Genomic DNA, 23,806 nt, shown 5'->3' with positions numbered 1-23,806 from the left:
TCTTTTACGCTGAAGGCGTTTTCCATCATCTTTAAATTAAGACGCATGGGATTATGCCTTAATAAAGACCAAAGTTTACTTTACAAGCTTAAACTTACGATATTCAGATGTCATTTCAAACCCAAATTCATGAAAACGTTCAACTAATCGATGATTTTTACTACGTATTTTGAAATATACGTTATCGATGCCTTCTTGAGACAGTGCGATGTGAATCGCGTGTTGAATGAGATCAAAAGCGATCCCTTTAAGACGATAGTGGGTATGTGATGAAAAATAACGAATTTCTGCATGACCTTGGTCTTTGTTAAGAATTAAATATAGATACCCTTTAAGTAATCCTTCAGCCATATATAACATAAGGCGGTGATTGTCATCTAAAGTTTCCGTAATTTCTTCAGCACGCATTGCATTGTGAGAAAATGTGTCTTCATGTAGTTTTTTGAAATATTTGAAGTAAGCTGATTTATAATCGATGATATGATGAATGTTTTCAGTTTCTCCCAAGTCTGTCTGTGTAGAAAGATGGTAATCTGTAAATGTATAGGATGCACCAATCGTTTTCATATAGGCTTTAATGTGTTCATTTTCAGCAGCGTAGGAAAAATAATAGGTCGCGTGTGGCGCGTTATGTTGTGTCGCTTCTCTAAATAGTTTTTCAAAGGCGTCTCCAGTAGGGATATAGTCTTTTTTGGTAATAGGTCCAATGACTTTAAAACGATTTTCAAGATATGGTATACACATGAGCGCCATTTGTATGTCGTCATTTTCTTCAAGTATAAAAATACCCGTCGTATTCAATGCCTCGTTGAGATACATATCATATGCTGTATGATAATGAACAGGAATTTTATTTGTATAAGACTGTGAAGTTGATATATTTTCCTTAATAAAGTTTGAAATACGATCAACGGAAGTGACTTGACTGACCTTCATAGTGCCCCTCCTTAATAGTTTCTTTAAGCTAATTATAAGTTGTTTTATGATGAAATGGAAGTATCCACATTAGAGGCATGGTACAATAACAATATTATAAAGTTTAAACAGGAGTAAAATGATGAAATCTTTAGTATTAGCAGAAAAACCTTCAGTCGGTAGAGATATCGCAAAGGCGTTAAATGTTTCTAATGAAAAAAATGGATATATCGAAAATCAACATTATATTATTACATGGGCATTAGGGCATTTAGTCACAAATGCGACACCAGAACAATATGATAAAACTTATCAACAATGGCGTTTAGAAGCCTTACCGATTATTCCAAAACATATGAAAACGGTCGTAATTGGAAAAACACGTAAGCAGTTTAATACCGTTCAGCATTTATTAAAAAGAGATGACGTGAAGGAAATTATTATTGCTACCGATGCAGGTAGAGAAGGTGAATTGGTAGCGCGCTTGATTCTAGATAAAGTTCGTGTTAAAAAACCGTTAAAACGATTATGGATAAGTTCTGTAACGACAAAAGCGATTCAACAAGGCTTTCGCAATTTAAAAGATGCAAAACACTATTATCCTTTATATCAAGCGGCGTTAGCGCGTAGTGAAGCGGATTGGATTGTTGGTATTAATGCGACGCGAGCTTTGACAACACGCTATGATGCTCAGCTATCTCTGGGTCGAGTTCAAACACCGACAATAAAATTAATTCAACAACGTCAAGAAGAGATTAAAAATTTCAAACCTGAAACTTACTATACAATGGAAGTTAAAGTGAATGATGTGCCATTTAAACTTGTTCAAACACAGCGTGAGTATGATCTGCAAAAATTAGAGCAATTTGGCGAGAAACTCAAACATCAAAGCATGGTGATAAAAACAATTAAAGATAAAGAGAAAAAATCATATCCAGGTCGCTTATTTAATTTGACGGATCTTCAACAAGCAGCCTATCAACGTTACAAAATAAGTGCGAAACAGACACTGAATGCCTTACAAAGTCTGTATGAGCGCCATAAAGTATTGACGTATCCACGTACTGATTCGAATTATTTAACGACAGATATGGTTGGGACACTTAAAGAACGTCTTCAAGCGGTTATGGGTACGGAATATAAAACCTATGCGCAAACACTGATGAAAAAGCAGTTTACGTATAGACTCTCATGTATTAACAATCAAAAAGTATCAGACCACCACGCCATTATACCGACAGAAGTCCGTCCATACATGGATGATTTAGGTGCAAACGAAAAAAGAATATATTTACTTGTGGTACAACGATTTCTTGAAGTTTTATCAGATCCTTATATTTATAGTGAACGTCAAATACTAGGGGAAATGGAACACGCTTCGTTTTTATATAAAAGCATTGAAACGAAACAACTCGGTTTTAAAGCATTACACCATGATGCACCTACGACGCAAGTAAAGATACCGTTTCATCAAGGAGAACATGTGAAAGTGTCAAATGTGAATGTGCAGTCACATCAAACGACACCACCCGCATACTTTAATGAAGGAACGCTCCTTAAAGCAATGGAACGTCCTGACCAATTTTTTAATTTAAATGACAAGCATTCTGCTGAAACATTAAAAGCAACTGGTGGCATAGGTACCGTTGCGACAAGAGCAGACATCATCGAAAAATTATTTAAGATGAATGCGATTGAGAGCCAAGATGGAAAGTTAAAAGTGACATCAAAAGGTGCCCAAATTTTATCATTAGCACCACAAGAATTAACATCGCCGCTACTTACCGCAGAATGGGAAGATAAATTATTGAAGATAGAAAAGGGCACATATCAACGTCAACAATTTATCGATGAAATGAAACAATTTACAATCCGTGTCATTCAAACGATAAAAGAAAGTGATCAAAAATATAAGCATGATAACTTAACATCAGCGGAATGTCCAACATGCGGTAAGTTTATGTTAAAAGTAAAAACAAAAAATGGCTCAATGCTTGTGTGTCAAGACCCATCATGTAAAACAAAGAAAGACGTCAAAACCCAAACGAAAGCACGTTGTCCAAAATGTAAAAAAAGGCTGACTAAATTTGGTACAGGAGGACAAGCAACATACCGTTGTGTATGTGGCCATACAGAGACACAAGCGCAAATGAATCAACGTTTAAAGTCTAAAGGAAAAGATAAAGTATCGCATCGAGATATGAAAAAATATATGAAAGATGATGAATTAGATAACAATCCGTTTAAAGACGCTTTAAAAGGATTGAAATTGTAGCTAAAAATCGAACTTAAAGCATTTTTCTAATTATAAAGTTCGGAATTTGTATTGAAATCGCTAAGGAAACATATTAAAATATGTAAGTATTTTGATTAAAGGAGCTAATTAAAGTGAAGCGATACTTCCGTTTTGATGAACATCAAACTAATTTCAAACGAGAGATTTTAGGTGGATTAACAACATTTTTATCAATGGCTTATATTTTAGCAGTCAATCCACAAGTGTTAAGCTTGGCTGGAGTTGATGGTGTACCAGCTGACCAAAAAATGGATCAAGGTGCGATTTTTGTTGCTACGGCCCTTGCTGCATTTGTAGGGTGTTTATTCATGGGTATCATCGCTAGGTATCCGATAGCCCTCGCCCCTGGTATGGGATTAAATGCCTTTTTTGCATTTACAGTTGTATTAACAATGGGCATCCCTTGGCAAACAGGTTTGACAGGTGTGTTATTTTCAGGGTTTATATTTGCAATTTTAACCGCAACGGGTCTACGTGAAAACATTATTAATGCCATTCCATTTGAAATGAAAATGGCTGTATCTTCAGGTATAGGTTTATTTATTACTTTTGTAGGCTTACAAAGTTCAGGTATTATTACGAACCAAGATGCAACGTTAGTAACATTAGGTAAATTGACGGAACCACATGTCTTACTCGCTGTATTTGGTATCGTGATTACAATTGTGCTCTATGCTAAAAAAGTTCCTGGTGCAATTTTTATTGGTATGGTGATAACAGCAATAGCGGGGCTTATCACGCAACAAATCGCTCCACCATCTGGTGTCATTGGTAAAGTACCAAGCATCGCACCAACATTTGGTGCAGCATTTGAAGCTTTTCAAGACCCAGCACAACTCTTTACAGTACAGTTTTTAATTGTTATTTTAACGTTCTTATTTATTGATTTCTTTGATACAGCAGGGACTATCGTTGCTGTAGCTTCTCAAGCTGGATTTATGAAAAACAATCGTTTACCACGCGCAGGTCGTGCACTGTTTTCAGATTCATTAGCAACAATGGTGGGTGCGGTATTTGGTACGACAACAACAACATCGTACATTGAATCAACGTCAGGTGTAGCGGTAGGTGCACGTACGGGATTTGCAAGTATCGTTACGGGAATATGTTTCTTATTAGCACTATTCTTTAGTCCATTAATGGCAGTTGTGACACCGGCTGTTACAACACCAGCACTTGTCGTTGTCGGTGTGCTTATGGCATCAAACCTTGCCTCTATCAGTTGGAAAAACTTTGAAGTAGCAGTACCAGCATTTGTAACCATCATTATGATGCCTTTATCATATTCTATTGCTACAGGTATCGCATGTGGCTTTATCTTTTATCCAATAACGATGGTCTTGACAAAGCGCCATAGAGAAGTACATCCAATTATGTATGCTTTACTTGTTATATTTATTTTATATTTCGTATTTGTACATGGTTAAAATATTGAAACTGTCATTGAACAATAATATTCAGTGACAGTTTTTTTATACACGTAGGGGAGGCTGTTTTTTAAAATTATTAAGAAACATACATTAAGATAGATGATTGAACTGATTAAACACATTTTAATCAAAATGTATCTTCAACCAATTGTACATACATAAAGTGTTTGAAACGCATTTAAATGATATAAAAAGATTAAAGAAATTCATAAAAAAGTGTTGATGTAGCCTCTTATTTAGAGTAAAATAATGGGGTATGTGAATTAGACAAAAGATTTTACATAAAATGGTTGAAGTACTCAAACATTTCGTGTAAAATGTCTAATGTTGGACTTTTTAATGCGATGAAGCGAAAGGTTACTGACACACCCGGCCGCTTTGCCATGGCGTTGTGTGAGATAGTTTTCGTGGAGAAGTCTTATCACTAATGAAGACGAATAAGGAGGGTAAATTATGGCAAAACAAAAAATCAGAATCAGATTAAAAGCTTATGATCACCGTGTAATTGATCAATCAGCTGAAAAAATTGTTGAAACTGCGAAACGTTCTGGTGCAGACGTATCAGGACCAATCCCATTACCAACAGAAAAATCAGTGTACACAATCATCCGTGCGGTGCATAAGTACAAAGATTCTCGTGAACAATTCGAACAACGTACACACAAACGTTTAATCGACATTGTGAACCCTACACCCAAAACAGTTGATGCTTTAATGGGCTTAAACTTACCATCAGGTGTAGACATCGAAATTAAATTATAATAGAAAATTTTAGGAGGTGGACTTTCGATGACCAAAGGAATCTTAGGAAGAAAAATTGGAATGACTCAAGTATTCGGTGAAAACGGAGACTTAATTCCTGTAACAGTTGTAGAAGCAAAAGGAAACGTAGTATTACAAAAGAAAACTGAAGAAATCGATGGTTACAACGCAGTACAAATCGGTTTCGATGACAAACTTGCTTATAAAAAAGATAGCAAATCAAACAAATACGCAAACAAACCAGCTGAAGGTCATGCTAAAAAAGCTGGCGTTGCACCTAAGCGCTTCATTCGTGAATTCAGAAACATTAATGTTGATGAATACGAAGTAGGTCAAGAAGTCTCAGTTGATACATTTGTAGCAGGCGACATCATTGACGTAACAGGAACTTCAAAAGGTAAAGGTTTCCAAGGTGCGATCAAGCGTCACAACCAATCACGTGGACCTATGTCACACGGTTCTCATTTCCACAGAGCACCAGGTTCAATCGGTATGGCGTCAGATGCGTCACGCGTATTTAAAGGACAAAAATTACCAGGCCGTATGGGCGGTAATACTGTCACTGTTCAAAACTTAGAAGTTGTTGCAGTTGATACGGAAAACAACGTCATTTTAGTTAAAGGTAACGTACCTGGCCCTAAAAAAGGTTTTGTTCAAATCCAAACAGCTGTTAAAGCTAACCAATAATAAGTAGCGAAAGGAGGAAATGCATAATGGCAAATTATGATGTATTAAAAGTTGACGGATCTAAAGCTGGTTCAGTTGAACTTAGCGATGCAGTATTCGCAATCGAACCTAACAACGAAGTATTATTCGAAGCGATTAACTTACAACGCGCTTCATTACGCCAAGGAACACACGCTGTTAAAAATCGTTCAGCAGTTCGTGGCGGTGGACGTAAACCATGGAGACAAAAAGGTACTGGACGTGCGCGTCAAGGTACAATCCGTGCACCACAATGGCGTGGTGGTGGCGTAGTATTCGGTCCAACACCAAGAAGCTACGGCTACAAAATGCCTAAGAAAATGCGTCGTTTAGCATTACGCTCTGCATTATCTTACAAAGTTCAAGAAAATGGACTTAAAATTGTTGATAACTTCAACTTAGACGCTCCAAAGACAAAAGATTTCAAAACAACATTAACAAACTTAGAATTACCTAAGAAAGTTTTAGTTGTAACTCTTGGAGAAGATGTAAACGTTGAATTATCTGCACGTAACATCCCTGGTGTTCAAATCACTACACCTGAAGGATTAAACGTATTAGATTTAACACATGCTGACAGTGTTTTAATCACTGAAGAAGCAGCTAAAAAAGTTGAGGAGGTGCTCGGATAATGGAAGCTAGAGACATTCTAAAGCGCCCCGTAATCACTGAAAAATCATCTGAAGCAATGGCTGAGGACAAATACACTTTCGATGTAGATGTACGTGCCAACAAAACGCAAGTTAAAATTGCTGTTGAAGAAATCTTCGATGTAAAAGTAGCGAATGTTAACATCATTAACTACAAACCTAAAAAGAAACGTATGGGCCGTTACCAAGGCTATACAAACAAACGCCGTAAAGCTATCGTAACTTTAAAAGAAGGTCAAATCGACTTATTCAACTAAAAAATATACCAATAAGGAGGTAAGCGACAATGGCATTAAAACATTATAAGCCAATTACAAATGGTCGTCGTAATATGACTACTTTAGATTTCGCTGAAATCACTGAAACGAAACCAGAAAAGTCATTATTACAACCGCTACCGAAAAAAGCGGGTCGTAACAACCAAGGTAAATTGACTGTACGTCATCATGGTGGCGGACATAAACGTCAATACCGTGTGATTGATTTTAAACGTAATAAAGATGGAATCCCAGGTAAAGTTGATTCTATTCAATATGATCCAAACAGATCAGCAAACATTGCATTAATCGTATACGCAGATGGTGAAAAACGTTACATCATCGCACCTAAAGGTTTACAAGTAGGTCAAATGATTGAAAGTGGTTCTGAAGCTGACATTAAAGTGGGTAACGCACTTCAATTAAAAGACATTCCTGTAGGTACAGTTATTCATAATATCGAATTAAAACCAGGTCGTGGCGGTCAAATCGCACGTTCAGCTGGTGCAAGCGCTCAAGTATTAGGTAAAGAAGGTAAATATGTACTTGTAAGACTTCGTTCTGGTGAAGTACGTATGATTCTTTCAACTTGTCGTGCAACAATCGGTCAAGTTGGTAACTTACAACACGAACTTGTTAACGTAGGTAAAGCTGGTAAATCTAGATGGTTAGGTAAAAGACCTACAGTTCGTGGTTCTGTAATGAACCCTAACGATCACCCACACGGTGGTGGTGAAGGCCGTGCGCCAATCGGACGTCCATCTCCAATGTCACCATGGGGTAAACCAACGCTTGGTAAGAAAACACGTCGTGGTAAGAAACATTCAGACAAACTTATCGTACGTAGACGTAAGAAAAAATAAAAATAGCTTATTTGGGTGTGCGGCTTCTTAGCTGCACGCACACAATAAGAAAGGAGGCGCCACTATGGCTCGTAGTATTAAAAAGGGACCTTTCGTCGATGATCATTTAATGAAAAAAGTTGAAGCTCAAGGCGACAGCGAAAAGAAACAAGTAATCAAAACATGGTCACGTCGTTCAACAATTTTCCCAAACTTCATTGGACACACATTTGCAGTATATGATGGCCGCAAACACGTACCTGTATACGTAACTGAAGATATGGTTGGTCACAAATTAGGTGAATTTGCACCAACACGTACATTCAAAGGACACGCTGCAGACGACAAGAAAACAAGAAGATAATCACTCAATAGTAAGTAGAGGAGGAAATACGAATGGAAGCAAAAGCGGTTGCTAGAACGATCAGAATCGCACCTCGTAAAGTTAGATTAGTATTAGATCTAATTAGAGGAAAAGACGTAAGAGAAGCAGTAGCTATTTTAAAATTAACTAACAAAGCTTCTTCTCCAGTTGTAGAAAAATTATTAATGTCCGCTTTAGCTAATGCTGAGCACAACTACGGTATGAACACTGACGAATTAGTTGTTAAGGAAGCATACGCTAACGAAGGACCAACTTTAAAACGTTTCCGTCCACGTGCTCAAGGACGTGCAAGCGCAATTAATAAAAGAACAAGCCACATTACTATCGTAGTAAGTGACGGTAAAGAAGAAGCACAAGAAGCTTAATAAATACTAAGGAGGGAACACCGTGGGTCAAAAAATTAATCCAATCGGACTTCGTGTTGGTGTCATTCGCGACTGGGAAGCAAAATGGTTTGCTGAAAAAGATTTCGCATCATTATTACACGAAGACTTAAAAATTCGTAAATTTATCGATACTGCATTAAAAGATGCATCAGTATCTCACGTAGAGATCGAACGTGCTGCTAACCGTATCAATATCGCAATCCACACTGGTAAACCAGGTATGGTAATTGGTAAAGGCGGTTCAGAAATCGAGAAACTTCGTAACAAGTTAAACCAATTAACTGACAAAAAAGTACACATCAACGTGGTTGAAATCAAGAAAGTTGATTTAGATGCACGTTTAGTAGCTGAGAACATTGCACGTCAATTAGAAAACCGTGCATCATTCCGTCGTGTACAAAAACAAGCTATCGGAAGAGCAATGAAACTTGGTGCTAAAGGTATCAAAACACAAGTATCAGGTCGTTTAGGTGGCGCTGACATCGCGCGTGCTGAACAATATTCAGAAGGAACTGTACCACTTCATACATTACGTGCTGACATTGATTACGCACATGCTGAAGCTGACACAACTTACGGTAAGTTAGGTGTTAAAGTATGGATCTATCGTGGTGAAGTTCTTCCTACTAAGAAAAATAGTGAAGGAGGAAAATAATTATGTTACTACCAAAGCGTGTAAAATATCGTCGTCAACATCGTCCTGACACTAAAGGTCGTTCTAAAGGCGGTAACTACGTAACATTTGGCGAATTTGGTTTACAAGCAACAACAACATCTTGGATCACTTCTCGTCAAATCGAATCAGCTCGTATCGCTATGACACGTTACATGAAACGTGGCGGGAAAGTTTGGATTAAAATCTTCCCTCATACACCATATACTAAAAAACCTTTAGAAGTACGTATGGGTGCTGGTAAAGGTGCGGTAGAAGGCTGGATCGCAGTTGTAAAACCAGGTCGTATCTTATTTGAAGTTGCAGGCGTATCTGAAGAAGTTGCGCGTGAAGCATTACGTTTAGCGAGCCACAAACTTCCAGTTAAAACGAAGTTTGTAAAACGTGAAGAATTGGGTGGTGAAACAAATGAAAGCTAAGGAAATTAGAGACTTAACCACTTCTGAAATCGAAGAACAAATCAAATCATCGAAAGAAGAGCTTTTTAACCTACGCTTTCAATTAGCTACAGGTCAATTAGAAGAGACTGCACGTATTAAAACTGTTAGAAAAACAATTGCACGTCTTAAAACTGTTGCGCGTGAAAGAGAATTAGAACAAGGAAAAGCTAACCAATAATAGTTGAAAGAGGAGGTTACTAAAGTGAGCGAAAGAAATGATCGTAAAGTTTACGTTGGTAAAGTCGTTTCAGACAAAATGGACAAAACAGTGACTGTTTTAGTTGAAACATACAAAACGCACAAACTATATGGTAAACGTGTTAAATATTCTAAGAAGTATAAAACACATGACGAAAACAATTCAGCTAAACTAGGAGATATCGTTAAAATTCAAGAAACTCGTCCTTTATCAGCGACAAAACGTTTCCGTTTAGTAGAAATTGTCGAAGAATCAGTAATTATTTAATGACTATTTAAAGATAAGGGAGGTTTAATCATGATCCAACAAGAAACACGCTTAAAAGTAGCAGACAACTCTGGTGCTCGTGAAGTACTTACAATCAAAGTATTAGGTGGATCTGGCCGTAAAACAGCTAACATCGGTGACGTCATCGTAGCAACTGTTAAAAATGCTACACCAGGAGGCGTTGTTAAGAAAGGCGATGTTGTTAAAGCTGTTGTTGTACGTACTAAATCAGGCGTACGTCGTAAAGACGGTTCTTACATCAAATTTGATGAAAATGCATGTGTTATCATTCGTGACGACAAAGGACCACGTGGTACTCGTATCTTCGGTCCAGTAGCGCGTGAATTACGTGAAGGAAACTTTATGAAAATTGTTTCTCTTGCACCAGAAGTACTATAATTTATAAAATCTAAATCACAATTCAAGGAGGTGCCCACATGCATATCAAAAAAGGTGACAACGTAATCGTTATCGCAGGTAAAGACAAAGGTAAAACAGGTAAAGTTGTAGCAACTGAACCTAAAAAAGACCGCGTCGTTGTGGAAGGTGTAAACGTAGTTAAAAAACACCAAAAACCAACTCAAATCAATCCTGAAGGTGGAATCTTAGAAACTGAAGCAGCTATTCATGTTTCTAACGTACAATTATTAGACCCTAAAACAAACAAACCTACACGTGTAGGCTACAAATTTGTTGATGGTAAAAAAGTAAGAATCGCTAAAAAATCAGGCGAAGAAATCAAGTCTAATAAATAATAAAAGTTGAAAGGAGGATCCACTTTGAACCGTTTAAAAGAAAAATTCAACTCTGAAGTTAGTGAGAACTTAGTTAAAAAATTCAACTATAGCTCAGTAATGGAAGTACCAAAAATCGATAAAATCGTAGTCAACATGGGTGTTGGTGATGCAGTTCAAAACTCAAAAGTATTAGATACAGCAGTTGAGGAATTAACAGCAATCACTGGTCAAAAACCTTTAATCACTAAAGCTAAAAAATCAGTTGCGACATTCCGTTTACGTGAAGGTATGCCAATTGGTGCTAAAGTAACATTACGTGGTGAAAGAATGTATGAATTCTTAGACAAATTAATTTCTGTATCATTACCACGTGTACGTGACTTTCGTGGTGTTTCTAAAAACGCATTTGATGGTCGCGGTAACTACACTTTAGGTGTTAAAGAACAGTTAATTTTCCCTGAGATCGATTATGATAAAGTATCAAAAGTTCGAGGAATGGATATCGTTATCGTAACTACTGCTAACACTGACGAGGAAGCTCGTGAATTGTTAACACAATTCGGTATGCCATTTCAAAAATAATCTCTAAAGGAGGCTAATTAAGTGGCTAAAAAATCAATGGTTGCTAAGCAACAAAAGAAACAAAAGTTCCAAGTCCGTGAATATACGCGTTGTGAACAATGTGGACGTCCACATTCTGTATATCGTAAATTTAAACTTTGCCGTATTTGTTTCCGTGAATTAGCTTATAAAGGTCAAATTCCTGGCGTACGTAAAGCTAGCTGGTAAAAATTTAACTCTTGAAAGGAGGCAACAAACTATGACATTGTCAGATCCAATTGCAGATATGTTAACTCGTGTGAGAAACGCAAACATGGTGCGTCACGAAAAATTAGAATTACCTGCATCAAACATTAAAAAAGAAATTGCTGAAATCCTTAAAAATGAAGGTTTCATTAAAAATGTAGAATATATTGAAGATGATAAACAAGGTGTAATCCGTTTATTCTTAAAATATGGTTCAAATAACGAACGTGTTATTACAGGATTAAAACGTATTTCTAAACCAGGTTTACGTGTATACGCTAAAGCGAACGAAGTACCTAAAGTATTAAACGGTTTAGGTATCGCATTAGTATCTACTTCAGAAGGTGTTATCACTGATAAAGAAGCTAGAAAACGTAATGTTGGTGGCGAAGTATTAGCTTACATTTGGTAATCATTAAATAAATAAGGAGGTGCCACAGCATGAGCCGTGTTGGTAAAAAAATTATCGAGATCCCAAGTGACGTTACTGTAACAATCGAAGGTAACAAAGTTACTGTTAAAGGACCTAAAGGTGAATTATCACAAACACTTAACGAAGAAATGACTTACAAACAAGAAGAAAACACACTTGAAGTTGTTAGACCATCAGATTCTAAAGAACATAGAACAATTCATGGTACAACTCGTGCGTTAATTAATAATATGGTACAAGGTGTATCTCAAGGATACGTTAAAGGACTTGAACTTATCGGTGTTGGTTACCGTGCTCAAGTACAAGGTTCTAAACTTGTATTAAACGTAGGTTATTCTCATCCAGTTGAAATCGAAGCTGCTGAAGGTATTACTTTCTCAGTAGAGAAAAATACAACTGTAAAAGTTGAAGGTATCGACAAAGAATTAGTTGGTGCTACAGCATCTAAAATTCGCGATGTACGTCCACCAGAGCCTTATAAAGGTAAAGGTATCCGTTACCAAGGTGAATACGTACGCCGTAAAGAAGGTAAAACTGGTAAATAATAAATAAACTCTATAGAAAGGAGTATTGACATGATCAGCAAAATTGATAAAAACAAAGTACGTTTAAAAAGACATGCACGTGTTCGTACGAAATTGTCAGGTACTAGCGAAAAGCCACGTCTAAACGTATACCGTTCAAACAAACACATTTATGCACAAATCATTGATGACGTTAAAGGTGTAACGTTAGCTCAAGCTTCTACTAAAGATAGCGATATCGACACTTCAGTGACTAAAGTTGAAATGGCAACTAAAGTCGGTGAATCAATCGCTAAAAAAGCAAGCGAAAAAGGAATCGAAGCAGTTGTATTCGATCGTGGAGGATACTTATTCCACGGACGTGTTAAAGCGTTAGCAGATGCAGCTCGCGAAAATGGACTTCAATTTTAATTTAAAGGAGGGACAATTTAAATGGCTCGTAGAGAAGAAGAAGTTAAAGAATTTGAAGAACGCGTTGTTACGATTAACCGTGTTGCAAAAGTTGTTAAAGGTGGACGTCGTTTCCGTTTCACAGCACTTGTAGTTGTAGGTGACAAAAATGGTCGCGTTGGTTTCGGTACTGGTAAAGCACAAGAGGTACCTGAAGCAATTAAAAAAGCTGTTGAGGCTGCGAAGAAAAATCTTATCACAGTTCCACGTGTTGAAGGTACAACACCACACACAATCACTGGACGCTATGGTTCAGGTAGTGTATTCATGAAACCAGCTGCTCCTGGTACAGGGGTTATCGCCGGTGGTCCAGTTCGTGCCGTATTAGAACTTGCAGGTATCACAGATATCTTAAGTAAATCATTAGGTTCTAACACACCTATTAACATGGTGCGCGCAACTGTAGACGGTTTACAAAACTTAAAAAATGCTGAAGATGTTGCCCGTTTACGTGGTAAATCAGTAGAAGAATTATATAATTAAGGAGGGAAACATTTAAAATGGCTAAAATTCAAATTACCCTCACTCGAAGCGTTATCGGACGTCCAGAAACTCAACGTAAAACAGTTCAAGCTTTAGGTTTGAAAAAACTTAACTCAACTGTTGTTGTTGAAGATAACGATGCGATTCGTGGACAAATCAATAAAGTAAGTCACTTAGTAACAGTAGAAGAAAAATAATTAAGGAGGTGCCGAAATGAAATTACATGAGTTAAAACCATCAGAAGGTTCACGTAAAGTACGTAACCGTGTAGGTCGTGGTGCGGCTACTGGTAACGGTAAAACAAGTGGTCGTGGTCAAAAAGGTCAAAAAGCACGTTCAGGTGGTGGCGTTAGACCAGGTTTTGAAGGTGGTCAATTACCTTTATTCCGTCGTATTCCAAAACGTGGTTTCACTAACATCAACCGTAAAGAATATGCTATTGTTAACTTAGACCAACTTAACAAATTCGAAGATGGTACTGAGGTTACACCTGAATTATTAATCGAATCAGGCGTAGTTAAAAGTGAAAAATCTGGCATTAAAGTATTAGGTAATGGTTCATTAGAAAAGAAATTGACTGTTAAAGCACACAAATTCTCAGCTTCTGCTAAAGATGCTATTGAAGCGAAGGGCGGAGCTCACGAGGTGATCTAATGTTTCACACGCTTGTGAATTTCTTTAAAACCAAAGAAGTTCGTAACAAGATTTTCTTTACACTTGCAATGTTAGTGATTTTCAAAATTGGTACGTATATTCCAGCACCTGGAGTTAATCCAGCAGCATTTGATAATCAACAAGGTTCTCAAGGCGTCACTGATCTGTTAAATACATTTGGTGGCGGAGCCTTGAAGAACTTTTCCATTTTCGCAATGGGGATTATGCCTTACATTACTGCTTCCATTGTAATGCAATTATTACAGATGGATATTGTACCTAAGTTTACAGAATGGGCAAAACAAGGTGAAGTTGGCCGCAAAAAGTTAAATAACTTAACACGTTATTTTACAATCGTGCTTGCATTTATTCAATCTATCGGTATGTCTTATCAATTTAATTCATATCTCGGTGGATCGCTCGTCCAAACTCAAAGCGTATGGTCATATCTATTAATTGCAGTTGTTCTTACAACAGGTACTGCATTCTTAATGTGGTTAGGTGAACAAATTACGCAATATGGTGTTGGTAATGGTATTTCTATTATCATTTTTGCAGGTATTTTATCTACATTGCCGTCCGCATTAATGCAATTCTATCAACAAGAATTCGTTGGACAAGACGATGTAACGTTAGCTTGGTTGAAAGTGATAGGTCTTATTGTTGGTATGATTTTACTAACAGTAGGTGCTGTATTCGTTTTACAAGCGATTCGTAAAATTCCAATTCAATATGCAAAAAAACAATCAAATATGCGTCTTGGTTCACAGGCAACATATTTACCATTAAAAGTAAACTCTGCAGGGGTAATTCCTGTCATCTTTGCAATGGCATTCTTCTTATTACCTAGAACATTAACGTTGTTCTTCCCTAAAGCAGATTGGGCTCAAAAAATAGGTAATTATGCTGACCCATCAAACAATATGGGAATGGTCGTGTATGTAGTACTTATTATTGCATTCACATATTTCTATGCGTTTGTACAAGTTAACCCAGAAAAAATGGCAGAAAATCTGAAAAAGCAAGGTAGCTACGTTCCTGGGATTCGTCCTGGCGAACAAACGAAAAAATATATTACTAAAGTTTTATATCGTTTAACGTTTGCAGGTTCAATTTTCTTAGCAGCAATTTCGATTCTTCCGATTATTGCTACGAAGTTTATGAACTTACCGCAAGCCATTCAACTTGGTGGGACAAGCTTACTTATCGTTATTGGTGTTGCCATTGAAACGATGAAAGGTTTAGAAGCTCAAGTCAATGAAAAAGAATATAAAGGCTTTGGTAGACGATAATTCATAGGAGGGCATTTATGAATATTATCTTAATGGGATTACCTGGTGCTGGTAAAGGAACTCAAGCGAGTGAAATTATTAAAAAGTACCCAATTCCACATATTTCAACAGGGGATATGTTCAGAAAAGCGATTAAAGATGAAACCGAACTCGGTAAAGAAGCTAAATCGTTTATGGATCGTGGGGAACTAGTACCAGACGAAGTTACAGTAGGCATTGTAAAAGAACGTATCTCTGAAGACGATGCTAAGAAAGGTTTCTTACTTGACGGATTTCCTCGTACAATCGAACAAGCTGAAGCTTTAAACTCGATTTTAGAAGACCTTGGAAGAGAAATCGATGCAGTTGTTAACATTGATGTGCCTGAAGAAGAACTTATGAATCGTCTTACTGGACGTCGTATTTGTGAAATCTGTGGCACAACGTATCATCTTGTTTTCAATCCTCCAAAGGTTGAAGGTACATGTGATCTTGAAGGTGGTAAACTTTACCAACGTGAAGACGACAACCCTGAAACAGTTGCAAATCGTTTAGATGTGAACATTAAACAATCTAAACCGATTTTAGATTTCTATAGCCAAAAAGGCGTTCTTAAAAATATTGACGGTTCTAAAAATATTAATGAAGTTACAGAAGACGTCATCACTATTTTAGAATCATTAAAATAATAACGACTTGGTTTAAAGTGTTTGACTTTACACGTCGTTAACTTTGAAACTGTAATCAAATATTCGTGACAAGTCTTATAACGATACGCTTTGACAATGTAAACCAAGCCAACTATTATCTCGTTGATATATTAAGATCCTTACAACTGAAAAGGAGGCGTTAATTCATGGCAAAACAAGATGTTATCGAACTTGAAGGTACGGTATTAGACACTTTACCTAACGCAATGTTTAAAGTAGAATTAGAAAATGGTCACGAAATCTTAGCTCACGTAAGTGGAAAGATTCGCATGAACTATATTCGTATTTTACCAGGCGATAAAGTAACAGTAGAAATGTCTCCGTATGACTTAACACGCGGAAGAATCACATATCGTTATAAATAATTGTCACTCCATCATTGAAGGAGGTATAAAAAATGAAAGTAAGACCATCAGTAAAACCAATTTGCGAAAAATGTAAAGTCATTAAACGTAAAGGTAAAGTAATGGTAATTTGTGAAAACCCTAAACACAAACAAAAACAAGGTTAATTAAAAGAGAGGTGTAAATAATATGGCACGTATTGCAGGAATTGATATCCCACGTGATAAACGCGTAGTAATTTCATTAACTTATATTTACGGTATCGGTAAAACTTCAGCTAAAGAAATCTTATCTGAAGCAAACGTTTCAGAAGACACTCGTGTTAAAGATTTAACTGATGACGAATTAGGCCGCATCCGTGAAGTTGTAGATGGCTACAAAGTTGAAGGTGACTTACGTCGTGAAGTAAACTTAAACATCAAACGTTTAATGGAAATTTCATCATACCGTGGTATCCGTCACCGTCGTGGATTACCAGTAAATGGTCAAAAAACTAAAAACAATGCGCGTACGCGTAAAGGCCCAGTTAAAACTGTAGCTAACAAGAAAAAATAATAGGTAAAGGAGGCAAATTAATCTATGGCACGTAAACAAGTATCACGTAAACGTAGAGTGAAAAAGAATATCGAAAACGGTGTTGCTCACATCCGTTCTACATTCAATAATACAATCGTAACTATTACAGATGAATTCGGAAATGCTTTATCTTGGTCATCTGCAGGTGCATTAGGTTTCAAAGGTTCTAAGAAATCAACACCATTCGCAGCGCAAATGGCATCAGAAACAGCTTCAAAAGCTGCAATGGAACACGGTTTAAAATCAGTTGAAGTAACTGTAAAAGGCCCTGGTCCAGGTCGTGAATCAGCGATCCGTGCATTACAATCAGCAGGTTTAGAAGTAACAGCGATTAAAGACGTTACTCCAGTTCCACATAATGGTTGCCGTCCACCAAAACGTCGTCGCGTATAATTAAATTTTTGTTTTGTCACTATTCACTTAACACTAAAAATTTATAGTTTATGCAAGTCGACGTACTTAAGGAGGATATGTAAATGATAGAAATCGAGAAACCTAGAATTGAAACAATTGAAGTTAGTGATGATGCTAAATTCGGTAAGTTTGTTGTTGAACCACTTGAGCGTGGTTACGGTACTACACTAGGAAACTCCTTACGTCGTATCCTACTATCATCATTACCAGGTGCGGCTGTGAAATATATCGAAATCGAAGGCGTTTTACACGAATTCTCAGCGATTGATAACGTTGTAGAAGATGTTTCTACAATTATCATGAATATTAAAAAGCTAGCGCTTAATATTTACTCTGAAGAAGAAAAAACATTAGAAATCGATATAAAAGAAGAAGGCGAAGTCACTGCTAAAGATATCACACACGACAGTGATGTTGAAATCTTAAATCCTGACCTTAAAATTGCCACTGTATCTAAAGGTGGTCATTTCAAAATGCGTTTAGTTGCGAACAAAGGTCGCGGATATGCACTAGCTGATCAAAACAACTCTAGTGATTTACCAATCGGTGTAATCCCAGTAGATTCATTATATTCACCAGTTGAACGTGTGAATTATACTGTTGAAAATACACGTGTCGGTCAAAGCTCTGACTTTGATAAGTTAACTTTAGACGTGTGGACTGATGGTTCAATCACACCTCAAGAGGCTGTATCATTAGCTGCTAAAATTATGACTGAGCATTTAAACATCTTTGTTGGTTTAACTGATGAAGCTCAAAATGCTGAAATCATGATTGAAAAAGAAGAAGATCAAAAAGAAAAAGTATTAGAGATGTCTATTGAAGAATTAGACTTATCTGTACGTTCTTATAACTGTCTTAAACGTGCTGGTATTAACTCAGTACAAGAACTCGCTGACAAATCAGAGGCTGATATGATGAAAGTGCGTAACTTAGGTCGCAAGTCTCTTGAAGAAGTTAAATACAAATTAGAAGACTTAGGTTTAGGTCTAAGAAAAGAAGATTGATAAAGGAGGTTAACTCATGGGTTACAGAAAATTAGGTCGTACTTCAGATCAACGTAAAGCAATGTTACGTGACTTAGCAACTTCACTTATCGTTAATGAGCGTATTGAAACTACAGAAGCACGTGCGAAAGAACTTCGTAGCGTCGTTGAAAAATTGATCACTTTAGGTAAAAAAGGTGACTTAGCTTCTCGTCGTAACGCTGCTAAAACATTACGTAACGTGGAAATCTTAAACGAAGATGAAACGACACAAACTGCATTACAAAAATTATTTGGTGAAATCGCTGAACGTTACCAAGAGCGTCAAGGCGGATACACTCGTATTGTTAAAGTTGCACCTCGTAAAGGTGACGGTGCGTTAACAGTAATTATCGAATTAGTTTAATAAATACACACTACTACATTTAAAGCATATGAGTGCAACGATAATGTTTGCCACATACAAATATTGTCTAGCTCAAAGTGCCCCATCTAACTAAATATTGACGACAAAGCGTGAACTCAATTTAGATGGGGTGCGCGCTTTTTTCTTGTCAGTCACATTTGACACAATTATATTGCAGTCGGATGAAAACATGAAATGATGAAAAGCGACAGGCATTTCGTCTTTTTGACTACGGGCGTTCCACCATGTGGAGTTGCCCTTTTTTTGTTGAATATATATTTATTGATAAAAGTTAAATATATGGATACACGGGGATTCATCGATTCGGTGAGTATACATAAAAGGGTTTATTCGGTAAAATAGGGAAGAAGTTAAAAAAGTGAGGATAAATTATGCAACCGATCATTGCGTTTGAAAATGTTTCATTTAAATATGATACTGCCGACACGATGACATTAAAAAATATCACTTTCACTATCTCATCAGGAGAATGGGTGTCAATCGTAGGGCATAATGGATCTGGTAAATCAACGTTAACGAAATTAATAACGGGCATTGAAACAGAGTTCGAAGGTGACATCTGTATGAATGGCGAATATATCAAAGCGCAAGAACAAGTCGCATTTCGACAACAGATTGGCGTCGTTTTTCAAAATCCGGAAAATCAATTTGTGGGTTCTACGGTGAAGTATGATGTTGCATTTGGACTAGAAAATCGCTGTACACCTTATGAAGATATGCAGCAAATTGTCCCGCAAGTGTTAAAAAATGTAGACATGTATGATAAACAAAATCATGAGCCTACTGCGCTTTCAGGTGGTCAAAAACAACGTGTTGCGATTGCAGGTGTACTCGCGCTAAATCCTAAATTAATCATTTTAGATGAAGCAACCTCAATGCTAGATCCTGAAGGAAAAGCAGAAATGCTTAAAATGATGAAAAAGATGAACCGTGAATGGGGTGTGACGGTTTTATCAATAACCCATGATTTAAGTGAAGTCGTTGATTCAGATAAAGTGATTGTGATGAATCAAGGACAAGTCGCACTACAAGGAGATGTACATACAATTTTTAACGAGGCGAAACGTCTAAAAGATTTAGGACTTGATTTGCCTTTTGAAACGCGACTGGCACAAAAATTAAAACTAGACACGCATTTATTAACTTATGATGCATTAGTGGAGAGATTATTATGATTCAGTTTAATGAGGTTTCTTATACCTACCAACAACACACCCCTTATGCATATCAAGCATTGAACCTTGTGACCACTACTTTTGAAGAAGGAAAGTTTTATGCGGTGATTGGAAAAACAGGTTCTGGTAAATCCACGCTTATACAACATTTAAATGGTTTATTAAAACCATCGCGAGGCAAACTGCAAGTTTTTGATTTAAAAGTTGACCGTAAAACGAAAGATCGTGCATTTAAGTCTATACGTCGACGTATTGGAATGGTATTTCAATTTCCAGAATCTCAGTTATTTGAAGAAACGGTTCAAAAAGAAATCGTTTTTGGCCCACGTAATTTCAATCAGGATACGACTGAAGCACTGAATAAAGGTAGAACATATCTACGTATGATGGGTGAACAACCTGATCACTTATTAGAACAGTCTCCTTTTTTACTGTCAGGTGGTCAAAAGCGTAAAGTTGCTTTAACTGCCATTTTAGCAAGTAACCCCGATATTTTAGTATTAGATGAACCGACTGCTGGGTTAGATCCAAGAAGTAAGCAACAGGTGATGACACTGATTCAGCATTTAAACGAGCAAGAAGGCAAAACCGTCATTCTTGTAACGCATGAAATGAACGATGTTGCACAATATGCACATGAAGTGAAAGTGATGAAACATGGACATATCGTTGGTTCATACGACACAGCGACGTTTTTCAAACAAGAAGCATTGGTGCATTCCTTACATCTAAATTTACCAGATGTACTACGTTTACAAAGAGATTTGGAACGACAATCAGGTGTTCCATTTGATGGGATTGCGCTGACTGAAGACGCCTTCGTTGATTTATATAAAAAGTGGGGTGGGCGACGTGAAAGATAAATTGATTATCGGTCGTTATCTGCCATTAGATTCTATTATTCACCGTTTAGACCCAAGAGCTAAATTTATTTTTGTATTTCTATTTATTATCATCATCTTTTTTAGCCACCATTGGATTGCCTATTTATGGTTGGCATGCTTAATACTGATTGGTATAAAATTAGCACGTTTGCCGTTATTATTTTTATTTAAGGGACTGACGCCCATTTTTATTTTTGTGGGTTTTACCTTTGTGATGCACATGTTCGTCACTAAAGGGGGAACACGTCTTTTTGAGTGGGGATTTATATCTATCGATAGTCAAGGGCTTAATGAAGGGGCTTTAATCGTATTACGCTTAACTTTTATTATGATTACGTCAACGATTTTAACGTTAACGACAAGTCCACTAGAGCTCACAGATGCGTTTGAACGGCTATTTAAACCATTAAAATATTTTAAAATACCAGTCGCGGCTTTAAGTATGATGATGTCGATTGCATTACGATTTATCCCCACATTAATGGAAGAATTAGATAAAATCATGATGTCTCAAAAATCTCGAGGTTCTGATTTTAATTCTGGAGGTTTACTTCATAGAATTAAGGCTTTTATTCCATTGCTCATACCTTTATTTATATCCGCCTTTAAGCGTGCAGAAGATTTAGCAATTGCGATGGAAGTGAGAGGCTATGATGCCACTCTTGAACGGACAAGTTTTCGCTATTTAGAATGGCACATGAGAGATACCATCACACTGTTAATGATCATTCCAATAGGGGCGGTAGTGTATTGGATTCGAACATATTTATAGAAAGGTTGTCAGGCATGCAACGGGTACTTGTAAAAATAAGTTATCAAGGAAGCCAGTTTTTAGGGTTTCAAATACAAAATCAAGGGCGTACCGTACAAGGGTATTTTGAAAAAATTTTAAAACGAATGCATAAGCATGATGTTCGCATACATCCATCAAGTCGTACAGACCGAGGTGTGCACGCATTTGAACAGTACTTTCATTTTGACACAGAATTATCAATTGAGCCCACACAATGGCAATATGCGATGAATCGTGCCTTACCTGAAGATATCTATGTGCATGAAGTCACTATGATAAGCAATGACTTTCATTGTCGTTACGATTGTGTCGGTAAAACATATCGATATAAAATCTATCAAAGTGTACACAAAGATCCATTTCAAGCACACTTAAAAACACATATCCCTGACCGCTTAAATATTGATGACATGAATCAAGCAGCGGAACACTTTATTGGAACGCATAATTTTACTACGTTTTGTTCTCAAAAAACGGAAGTCGAAAGTAAAGAACGCACCATTTATGAAAGTTACGTAGTCGCAACCAATGAAGGTCTAGATTTTGTCATATCAGGATCAGGATTTTTATATAATATGGTGCGGGTCATTATGGCCTTTTTAATCGAAGTTGGAAAGGGAAAACGCCAAGCACATGAGGTGACTTCACTTTTAAAAGCGCAGGATCGTAACCTTGTTCCTCATACTGCGCCAGCTGAAGGTCTATATTTAGAACGCATCTATTTAGCGGAGGATGAATTAATCACAAAATTCGGCCCTGATATTAGAATTCATAAGAAAAAATCATTACAAAATTCTTTGAAACACATTGACAATAACGGGTAAAAATTATATCATAGTTAACGGTATTGTTTTATATCACCCCACGATAAGCCCCGGAAACTTATTGTGTTACAAGATATAGAAGCAGGACAGATCAACAGTTAACGGAATAAATATTTCGTTCACGGTTGTGTACGAAATCTGGTTGAAATCACGCTTAGAAACATTTATTCACTAGGAGGACATTTAAAATGCGTCAAACATTTATGGCAAATGAATCAAACATTGAGCGCAAATGGTATGTTGTTGATGCTGAAGGCCAAACATTAGGTCGTTTATCATCAGAAGTAGCATCTATCTTACGCGGTAAAAATAAAGTAACTTATACACCACACGTTGACACAGGTGATTACGTAATCATTATCAACGCTGAAAAAATCCAATTCACTGGTAACAAAGAAACAGACAAAATCTATTACAGACACTCAAATCACCCAGGTGGTTTAAAATCAATCACTGCTGGTGAGTTAAGACGTACAAACCCAGAACGTTTATTAGAAAACTCAATTAAAGGGATGTTACCAAGTTCACGTTTAGGTGAAAAACAAGGTAAAAAATTATTCGTTTATCGTGGCGCTGAACACCCACACGCTGCACAACAACCAGAAAACTACGAGTTACGTGGTTAATTAGAAGGAGGAAATGACATTGGCACAAGTTGAATATAGAGGCACAGGCCGTCGTAAAAACTCAGTAGCACGTGTACGTTTAGTACCAGGTGAAGGTAACATTAAAGTTAACGACCGTGACGTACGTGAGTACTTACCATTCGAATCATTAATCTTAGACTTAAACCAACCATTTGACGTTACTGAAACTAAAGGTAACTACGATGTATTAGTTAACGTACACGGTGGCGGTTTCACTGGACAAGCACAAGCTATCCGTCATGGTATCGCACGTGCATTATTAGAAGCAGATCCTGAGTACAGAGGTTCTTTAAAACGCGCTGGATTACTTACTCGTGACCCACGTATGAAAGAACGTAAAAAACCAGGTCTTAAAAAAGCACGTCGTTCACCACAATTCTCAAAACGTTAATATCGTTTTTATATCAAAAACACTTCTCGAAACTTGTCGAGAAGTGTTTTTTTGTTTTAATACATCTCA

At 36.9% G+C, this 23,806-nt stretch carries 38 protein-coding genes; 37 read left to right on the top strand and 1 reads right to left on the bottom strand.

Translation table 11 applies throughout. The features are described 5' to 3' along the window. Positions 1–75 precede the first annotated feature (75 nt). Entirely contained in the window at positions 76–936 is an 861-nt protein-coding gene (locus tag GJE18_RS09125; RefSeq protein WP_105995505.1) for a GNAT family N-acetyltransferase, read from the bottom strand. Positions 937–1,057: 121 nt separating this feature from the next. Between GJE18_RS09125 and GJE18_RS09120 the strand changes: the two genes are divergently transcribed. The 37 genes from GJE18_RS09120 (at position 1,058) to rpsI (ending at position 23,737) form a co-directional block, all read left to right on the top strand. Continuing rightward, positions 1,058–3,190, top strand: a complete 2,133-nt coding sequence (locus tag GJE18_RS09120; RefSeq protein WP_107368275.1) for a DNA topoisomerase III — start codon at positions 1,058–1,060, stop codon at positions 3,188–3,190. A gap of 113 nt (positions 3,191–3,303) precedes the next feature. Beyond that, positions 3,304–4,638, top strand: coding sequence for an NCS2 family permease (locus GJE18_RS09115; RefSeq protein WP_107376436.1), 1,335 nt, complete (start codon positions 3,304–3,306; stop codon positions 4,636–4,638). Between the two features lie 456 nt (positions 4,639–5,094). Continuing rightward, positions 5,095–5,403, top strand: coding sequence for a 30S ribosomal protein S10 (gene rpsJ / locus GJE18_RS09110; protein ID WP_001118667.1), 309 nt, complete (start codon positions 5,095–5,097; stop codon positions 5,401–5,403). A 27-nt stretch (positions 5,404–5,430) separates the two neighbouring features. After that, on the top strand, positions 5,431–6,090 hold the full coding sequence (rplC, locus tag GJE18_RS09105; protein ID WP_039644449.1) for a 50S ribosomal protein L3: 660 nt from the start codon (positions 5,431–5,433) through the stop codon (positions 6,088–6,090). A 26-nt stretch (positions 6,091–6,116) separates the two neighbouring features. Next, the gene (rplD, locus tag GJE18_RS09100; RefSeq protein WP_037567101.1) at positions 6,117–6,740 is read left to right on the top strand and encodes a 50S ribosomal protein L4; all 624 of its coding nucleotides are present in this window, start codon (positions 6,117–6,119) and stop codon (positions 6,738–6,740) included. Continuing rightward, entirely contained in the window at positions 6,740–7,015 is a 276-nt protein-coding gene (rplW, locus tag GJE18_RS09095) for a 50S ribosomal protein L23 (RefSeq protein WP_037567103.1), read from the top strand. The genes rplD and rplW overlap by 1 nt, the downstream gene beginning before the upstream one ends. Positions 7,016–7,044: 29 nt before the next feature. Continuing rightward, on the top strand, positions 7,045–7,878 hold the full coding sequence (rplB, locus tag GJE18_RS09090) for a 50S ribosomal protein L2 (protein WP_037567105.1): 834 nt from the start codon (positions 7,045–7,047) through the stop codon (positions 7,876–7,878). A gap of 64 nt (positions 7,879–7,942) precedes the next feature. Further along, complete coding sequence (gene rpsS / locus GJE18_RS09085; protein WP_014613216.1) at positions 7,943–8,221, top strand: 30S ribosomal protein S19; 279 nt, start codon at positions 7,943–7,945, stop codon at positions 8,219–8,221. A 32-nt stretch (positions 8,222–8,253) separates the two neighbouring features. Further along, a complete protein-coding gene (rplV, locus tag GJE18_RS09080; RefSeq protein ID WP_016426354.1) occupies positions 8,254–8,607 on the top strand; it encodes a 50S ribosomal protein L22 in 354 nt (117 codons plus the stop codon). A gap of 22 nt (positions 8,608–8,629) precedes the next feature. Then, a complete protein-coding gene (gene rpsC / locus GJE18_RS09075; RefSeq protein WP_037567110.1) occupies positions 8,630–9,283 on the top strand; it encodes a 30S ribosomal protein S3 in 654 nt (217 codons plus the stop codon). A 2-nt stretch (positions 9,284–9,285) separates the two neighbouring features. Then, a complete protein-coding gene (gene rplP / locus GJE18_RS09070) occupies positions 9,286–9,720 on the top strand; it encodes a 50S ribosomal protein L16 (protein ID WP_037567112.1) in 435 nt (144 codons plus the stop codon). Then, positions 9,710–9,919, top strand: coding sequence for a 50S ribosomal protein L29 (rpmC, locus tag GJE18_RS09065; protein WP_014613220.1), 210 nt, complete (start codon positions 9,710–9,712; stop codon positions 9,917–9,919). The genes rplP and rpmC overlap by 11 nt, the downstream gene beginning before the upstream one ends. Positions 9,920–9,943: 24 nt before the next feature. After that, complete coding sequence (gene rpsQ / locus GJE18_RS09060; protein WP_037567114.1) at positions 9,944–10,207, top strand: 30S ribosomal protein S17; 264 nt, start codon at positions 9,944–9,946, stop codon at positions 10,205–10,207. 30 nt (positions 10,208–10,237) lie between these two features. Next, positions 10,238–10,606, top strand: a complete 369-nt coding sequence (gene rplN, locus GJE18_RS09055; RefSeq protein WP_014613222.1) for a 50S ribosomal protein L14 — start codon at positions 10,238–10,240, stop codon at positions 10,604–10,606. 38 nt (positions 10,607–10,644) lie between these two features. Beyond that, on the top strand, positions 10,645–10,962 hold the full coding sequence (rplX, locus tag GJE18_RS09050; protein WP_037567116.1) for a 50S ribosomal protein L24: 318 nt from the start codon (positions 10,645–10,647) through the stop codon (positions 10,960–10,962). A gap of 24 nt (positions 10,963–10,986) precedes the next feature. Continuing rightward, a complete protein-coding gene (gene rplE, locus GJE18_RS09045) occupies positions 10,987–11,526 on the top strand; it encodes a 50S ribosomal protein L5 (protein ID WP_037567119.1) in 540 nt (179 codons plus the stop codon). Positions 11,527–11,547: 21 nt separating this feature from the next. After that, positions 11,548–11,733: a type Z 30S ribosomal protein S14 gene (locus GJE18_RS09040; RefSeq protein WP_037567121.1), complete on the top strand. Its 186-nt coding sequence runs from the start codon at positions 11,548–11,550 to the stop codon at positions 11,731–11,733. A 31-nt stretch (positions 11,734–11,764) separates the two neighbouring features. After that, the gene (rpsH, locus tag GJE18_RS09035; RefSeq protein WP_014613226.1) at positions 11,765–12,163 is read left to right on the top strand and encodes a 30S ribosomal protein S8; all 399 of its coding nucleotides are present in this window, start codon (positions 11,765–11,767) and stop codon (positions 12,161–12,163) included. A 29-nt stretch (positions 12,164–12,192) separates the two neighbouring features. Further along, the gene (rplF, locus tag GJE18_RS09030) at positions 12,193–12,729 is read left to right on the top strand and encodes a 50S ribosomal protein L6 (RefSeq protein ID WP_037567123.1); all 537 of its coding nucleotides are present in this window, start codon (positions 12,193–12,195) and stop codon (positions 12,727–12,729) included. A gap of 30 nt (positions 12,730–12,759) precedes the next feature. Then, on the top strand, positions 12,760–13,119 hold the full coding sequence (gene rplR / locus GJE18_RS09025; protein ID WP_037567125.1) for a 50S ribosomal protein L18: 360 nt from the start codon (positions 12,760–12,762) through the stop codon (positions 13,117–13,119). 21 nt (positions 13,120–13,140) lie between these two features. After that, positions 13,141–13,641 (top strand): 30S ribosomal protein S5, encoded by a 501-nt coding sequence (gene rpsE / locus GJE18_RS09020; RefSeq protein WP_037567127.1) that lies wholly within the window; start codon positions 13,141–13,143, stop codon positions 13,639–13,641. A gap of 17 nt (positions 13,642–13,658) precedes the next feature. Continuing rightward, positions 13,659–13,838: a 50S ribosomal protein L30 gene (gene rpmD, locus GJE18_RS09015; protein ID WP_060551601.1), complete on the top strand. Its 180-nt coding sequence runs from the start codon at positions 13,659–13,661 to the stop codon at positions 13,836–13,838. A 16-nt stretch (positions 13,839–13,854) separates the two neighbouring features. Further along, entirely contained in the window at positions 13,855–14,295 is a 441-nt protein-coding gene (gene rplO, locus GJE18_RS09010; protein ID WP_037567130.1) for a 50S ribosomal protein L15, read from the top strand. After that, positions 14,295–15,587: a preprotein translocase subunit SecY gene (secY, locus tag GJE18_RS09005; RefSeq protein ID WP_037567132.1), complete on the top strand. Its 1,293-nt coding sequence runs from the start codon at positions 14,295–14,297 to the stop codon at positions 15,585–15,587. The genes rplO and secY overlap by 1 nt, the downstream gene beginning before the upstream one ends. A gap of 17 nt (positions 15,588–15,604) precedes the next feature. Beyond that, a complete protein-coding gene (locus GJE18_RS09000) occupies positions 15,605–16,255 on the top strand; it encodes an adenylate kinase (protein ID WP_060551600.1) in 651 nt (216 codons plus the stop codon). Between the two features lie 167 nt (positions 16,256–16,422). Beyond that, positions 16,423–16,641 (top strand): translation initiation factor IF-1, encoded by a 219-nt coding sequence (infA, locus tag GJE18_RS08995; protein ID WP_001118443.1) that lies wholly within the window; start codon positions 16,423–16,425, stop codon positions 16,639–16,641. Between the two features lie 32 nt (positions 16,642–16,673). Next, complete coding sequence (rpmJ, locus tag GJE18_RS08990) at positions 16,674–16,787, top strand: 50S ribosomal protein L36 (RefSeq protein WP_002509257.1); 114 nt, start codon at positions 16,674–16,676, stop codon at positions 16,785–16,787. Positions 16,788–16,809: 22 nt separating this feature from the next. Beyond that, positions 16,810–17,175, top strand: coding sequence for a 30S ribosomal protein S13 (gene rpsM / locus GJE18_RS08985; protein WP_037567140.1), 366 nt, complete (start codon positions 16,810–16,812; stop codon positions 17,173–17,175). Positions 17,176–17,199: 24 nt separating this feature from the next. Continuing rightward, positions 17,200–17,589 (top strand): 30S ribosomal protein S11, encoded by a 390-nt coding sequence (gene rpsK, locus GJE18_RS08980; protein WP_014613235.1) that lies wholly within the window; start codon positions 17,200–17,202, stop codon positions 17,587–17,589. A gap of 83 nt (positions 17,590–17,672) precedes the next feature. Beyond that, positions 17,673–18,617, top strand: a complete 945-nt coding sequence (locus GJE18_RS08975) for a DNA-directed RNA polymerase subunit alpha (protein ID WP_037567143.1) — start codon at positions 17,673–17,675, stop codon at positions 18,615–18,617. Between the two features lie 16 nt (positions 18,618–18,633). Next, positions 18,634–19,002: a 50S ribosomal protein L17 gene (rplQ, locus tag GJE18_RS08970; RefSeq protein ID WP_037567144.1), complete on the top strand. Its 369-nt coding sequence runs from the start codon at positions 18,634–18,636 to the stop codon at positions 19,000–19,002. A 392-nt stretch (positions 19,003–19,394) separates the two neighbouring features. Continuing rightward, entirely contained in the window at positions 19,395–20,198 is an 804-nt protein-coding gene (locus GJE18_RS08965) for an energy-coupling factor transporter ATPase (protein ID WP_107368279.1), read from the top strand. Further along, a complete protein-coding gene (locus GJE18_RS08960; RefSeq protein ID WP_082624737.1) occupies positions 20,195–21,061 on the top strand; it encodes an energy-coupling factor transporter ATPase in 867 nt (288 codons plus the stop codon). Before GJE18_RS08965 ends, GJE18_RS08960 begins: the two co-directional genes overlap by 4 nt. Beyond that, positions 21,051–21,854, top strand: coding sequence for an energy-coupling factor transporter transmembrane component T family protein (locus tag GJE18_RS08955; RefSeq protein WP_107368280.1), 804 nt, complete (start codon positions 21,051–21,053; stop codon positions 21,852–21,854). The genes GJE18_RS08960 and GJE18_RS08955 overlap by 11 nt, the downstream gene beginning before the upstream one ends. 14 nt (positions 21,855–21,868) lie before the next feature. After that, on the top strand, positions 21,869–22,699 hold the full coding sequence (truA, locus tag GJE18_RS08950; protein WP_060551596.1) for a tRNA pseudouridine(38-40) synthase TruA: 831 nt from the start codon (positions 21,869–21,871) through the stop codon (positions 22,697–22,699). 188 nt (positions 22,700–22,887) lie between these two features. Beyond that, positions 22,888–23,325: a 50S ribosomal protein L13 gene (gene rplM, locus GJE18_RS08945; RefSeq protein WP_037567156.1), complete on the top strand. Its 438-nt coding sequence runs from the start codon at positions 22,888–22,890 to the stop codon at positions 23,323–23,325. Positions 23,326–23,344: 19 nt separating this feature from the next. After that, on the top strand, positions 23,345–23,737 hold the full coding sequence (rpsI, locus tag GJE18_RS08940) for a 30S ribosomal protein S9 (RefSeq protein ID WP_037542446.1): 393 nt from the start codon (positions 23,345–23,347) through the stop codon (positions 23,735–23,737). Positions 23,738–23,806: the final 69 nt, after the last annotated feature.

Origin of the sequence: Staphylococcus agnetis, assembly GCF_011466855.1 — a bacterium.
In the GTDB taxonomy this organism is placed as follows: Bacteria; Bacillota; Bacilli; order Staphylococcales; family Staphylococcaceae; genus Staphylococcus; species Staphylococcus agnetis.
The sequence above is the reverse complement of the archived record's forward strand: the minus strand, read 5'-3'. Positions and strand labels throughout refer to the sequence as shown.

Coding starts and splice junctions, on each gene's coding strand:
- rpsM (WP_037567140.1), top strand. CDS start 16,810: ATGGCACGTATTGCAGGAATTGATATCCCACGTGATAAACGCGTAGTA.
- secY (WP_037567132.1), top strand. CDS start 14,295: ATGTTTCACACGCTTGTGAATTTCTTTAAAACCAAAGAAGTTCGTAAC.
- rplO (WP_037567130.1), top strand. CDS start 13,855: ATGAAATTACATGAGTTAAAACCATCAGAAGGTTCACGTAAAGTACGT.
- rpsK (WP_014613235.1), top strand. CDS start 17,200: ATGGCACGTAAACAAGTATCACGTAAACGTAGAGTGAAAAAGAATATC.
- rplN (WP_014613222.1), top strand. CDS start 10,238: ATGATCCAACAAGAAACACGCTTAAAAGTAGCAGACAACTCTGGTGCT.
- GJE18_RS09000 (WP_060551600.1), top strand. CDS start 15,605: ATGAATATTATCTTAATGGGATTACCTGGTGCTGGTAAAGGAACTCAA.
- rpsJ (WP_001118667.1), top strand. CDS start 5,095: ATGGCAAAACAAAAAATCAGAATCAGATTAAAAGCTTATGATCACCGT.
- rpsE (WP_037567127.1), top strand. CDS start 13,141: ATGGCTCGTAGAGAAGAAGAAGTTAAAGAATTTGAAGAACGCGTTGTT.
- GJE18_RS08965 (WP_107368279.1), top strand. CDS start 19,395: ATGCAACCGATCATTGCGTTTGAAAATGTTTCATTTAAATATGATACT.
- GJE18_RS08975 (WP_037567143.1), top strand. CDS start 17,673: ATGATAGAAATCGAGAAACCTAGAATTGAAACAATTGAAGTTAGTGAT.
- rpsS (WP_014613216.1), top strand. CDS start 7,943: ATGGCTCGTAGTATTAAAAAGGGACCTTTCGTCGATGATCATTTAATG.
- rpsH (WP_014613226.1), top strand. CDS start 11,765: ATGACATTGTCAGATCCAATTGCAGATATGTTAACTCGTGTGAGAAAC.
- infA (WP_001118443.1), top strand. CDS start 16,423: ATGGCAAAACAAGATGTTATCGAACTTGAAGGTACGGTATTAGACACT.
- rplC (WP_039644449.1), top strand. CDS start 5,431: ATGACCAAAGGAATCTTAGGAAGAAAAATTGGAATGACTCAAGTATTC.
- truA (WP_060551596.1), top strand. CDS start 21,869: ATGCAACGGGTACTTGTAAAAATAAGTTATCAAGGAAGCCAGTTTTTA.
- rplM (WP_037567156.1), top strand. CDS start 22,888: ATGCGTCAAACATTTATGGCAAATGAATCAAACATTGAGCGCAAATGG.
- rplV (WP_016426354.1), top strand. CDS start 8,254: ATGGAAGCAAAAGCGGTTGCTAGAACGATCAGAATCGCACCTCGTAAA.
- rplQ (WP_037567144.1), top strand. CDS start 18,634: ATGGGTTACAGAAAATTAGGTCGTACTTCAGATCAACGTAAAGCAATG.
- rpmD (WP_060551601.1), top strand. CDS start 13,659: ATGGCTAAAATTCAAATTACCCTCACTCGAAGCGTTATCGGACGTCCA.
- rplX (WP_037567116.1), top strand. CDS start 10,645: ATGCATATCAAAAAAGGTGACAACGTAATCGTTATCGCAGGTAAAGAC.
- rplD (WP_037567101.1), top strand. CDS start 6,117: ATGGCAAATTATGATGTATTAAAAGTTGACGGATCTAAAGCTGGTTCA.
- GJE18_RS09125 (WP_105995505.1), bottom strand. CDS start 936: ATGAAGGTCAGTCAAGTCACTTCCGTTGATCGTATTTCAAACTTTATT.
- rplR (WP_037567125.1), top strand. CDS start 12,760: ATGATCAGCAAAATTGATAAAAACAAAGTACGTTTAAAAAGACATGCA.
- rpmJ (WP_002509257.1), top strand. CDS start 16,674: ATGAAAGTAAGACCATCAGTAAAACCAATTTGCGAAAAATGTAAAGTC.
- rplB (WP_037567105.1), top strand. CDS start 7,045: ATGGCATTAAAACATTATAAGCCAATTACAAATGGTCGTCGTAATATG.
- rpmC (WP_014613220.1), top strand. CDS start 9,710: ATGAAAGCTAAGGAAATTAGAGACTTAACCACTTCTGAAATCGAAGAA.
- GJE18_RS09120 (WP_107368275.1), top strand. CDS start 1,058: ATGAAATCTTTAGTATTAGCAGAAAAACCTTCAGTCGGTAGAGATATC.
- GJE18_RS08960 (WP_082624737.1), top strand. CDS start 20,195: ATGATTCAGTTTAATGAGGTTTCTTATACCTACCAACAACACACCCCT.
- rplW (WP_037567103.1), top strand. CDS start 6,740: ATGGAAGCTAGAGACATTCTAAAGCGCCCCGTAATCACTGAAAAATCA.
- rplF (WP_037567123.1), top strand. CDS start 12,193: ATGAGCCGTGTTGGTAAAAAAATTATCGAGATCCCAAGTGACGTTACT.
- rplP (WP_037567112.1), top strand. CDS start 9,286: ATGTTACTACCAAAGCGTGTAAAATATCGTCGTCAACATCGTCCTGAC.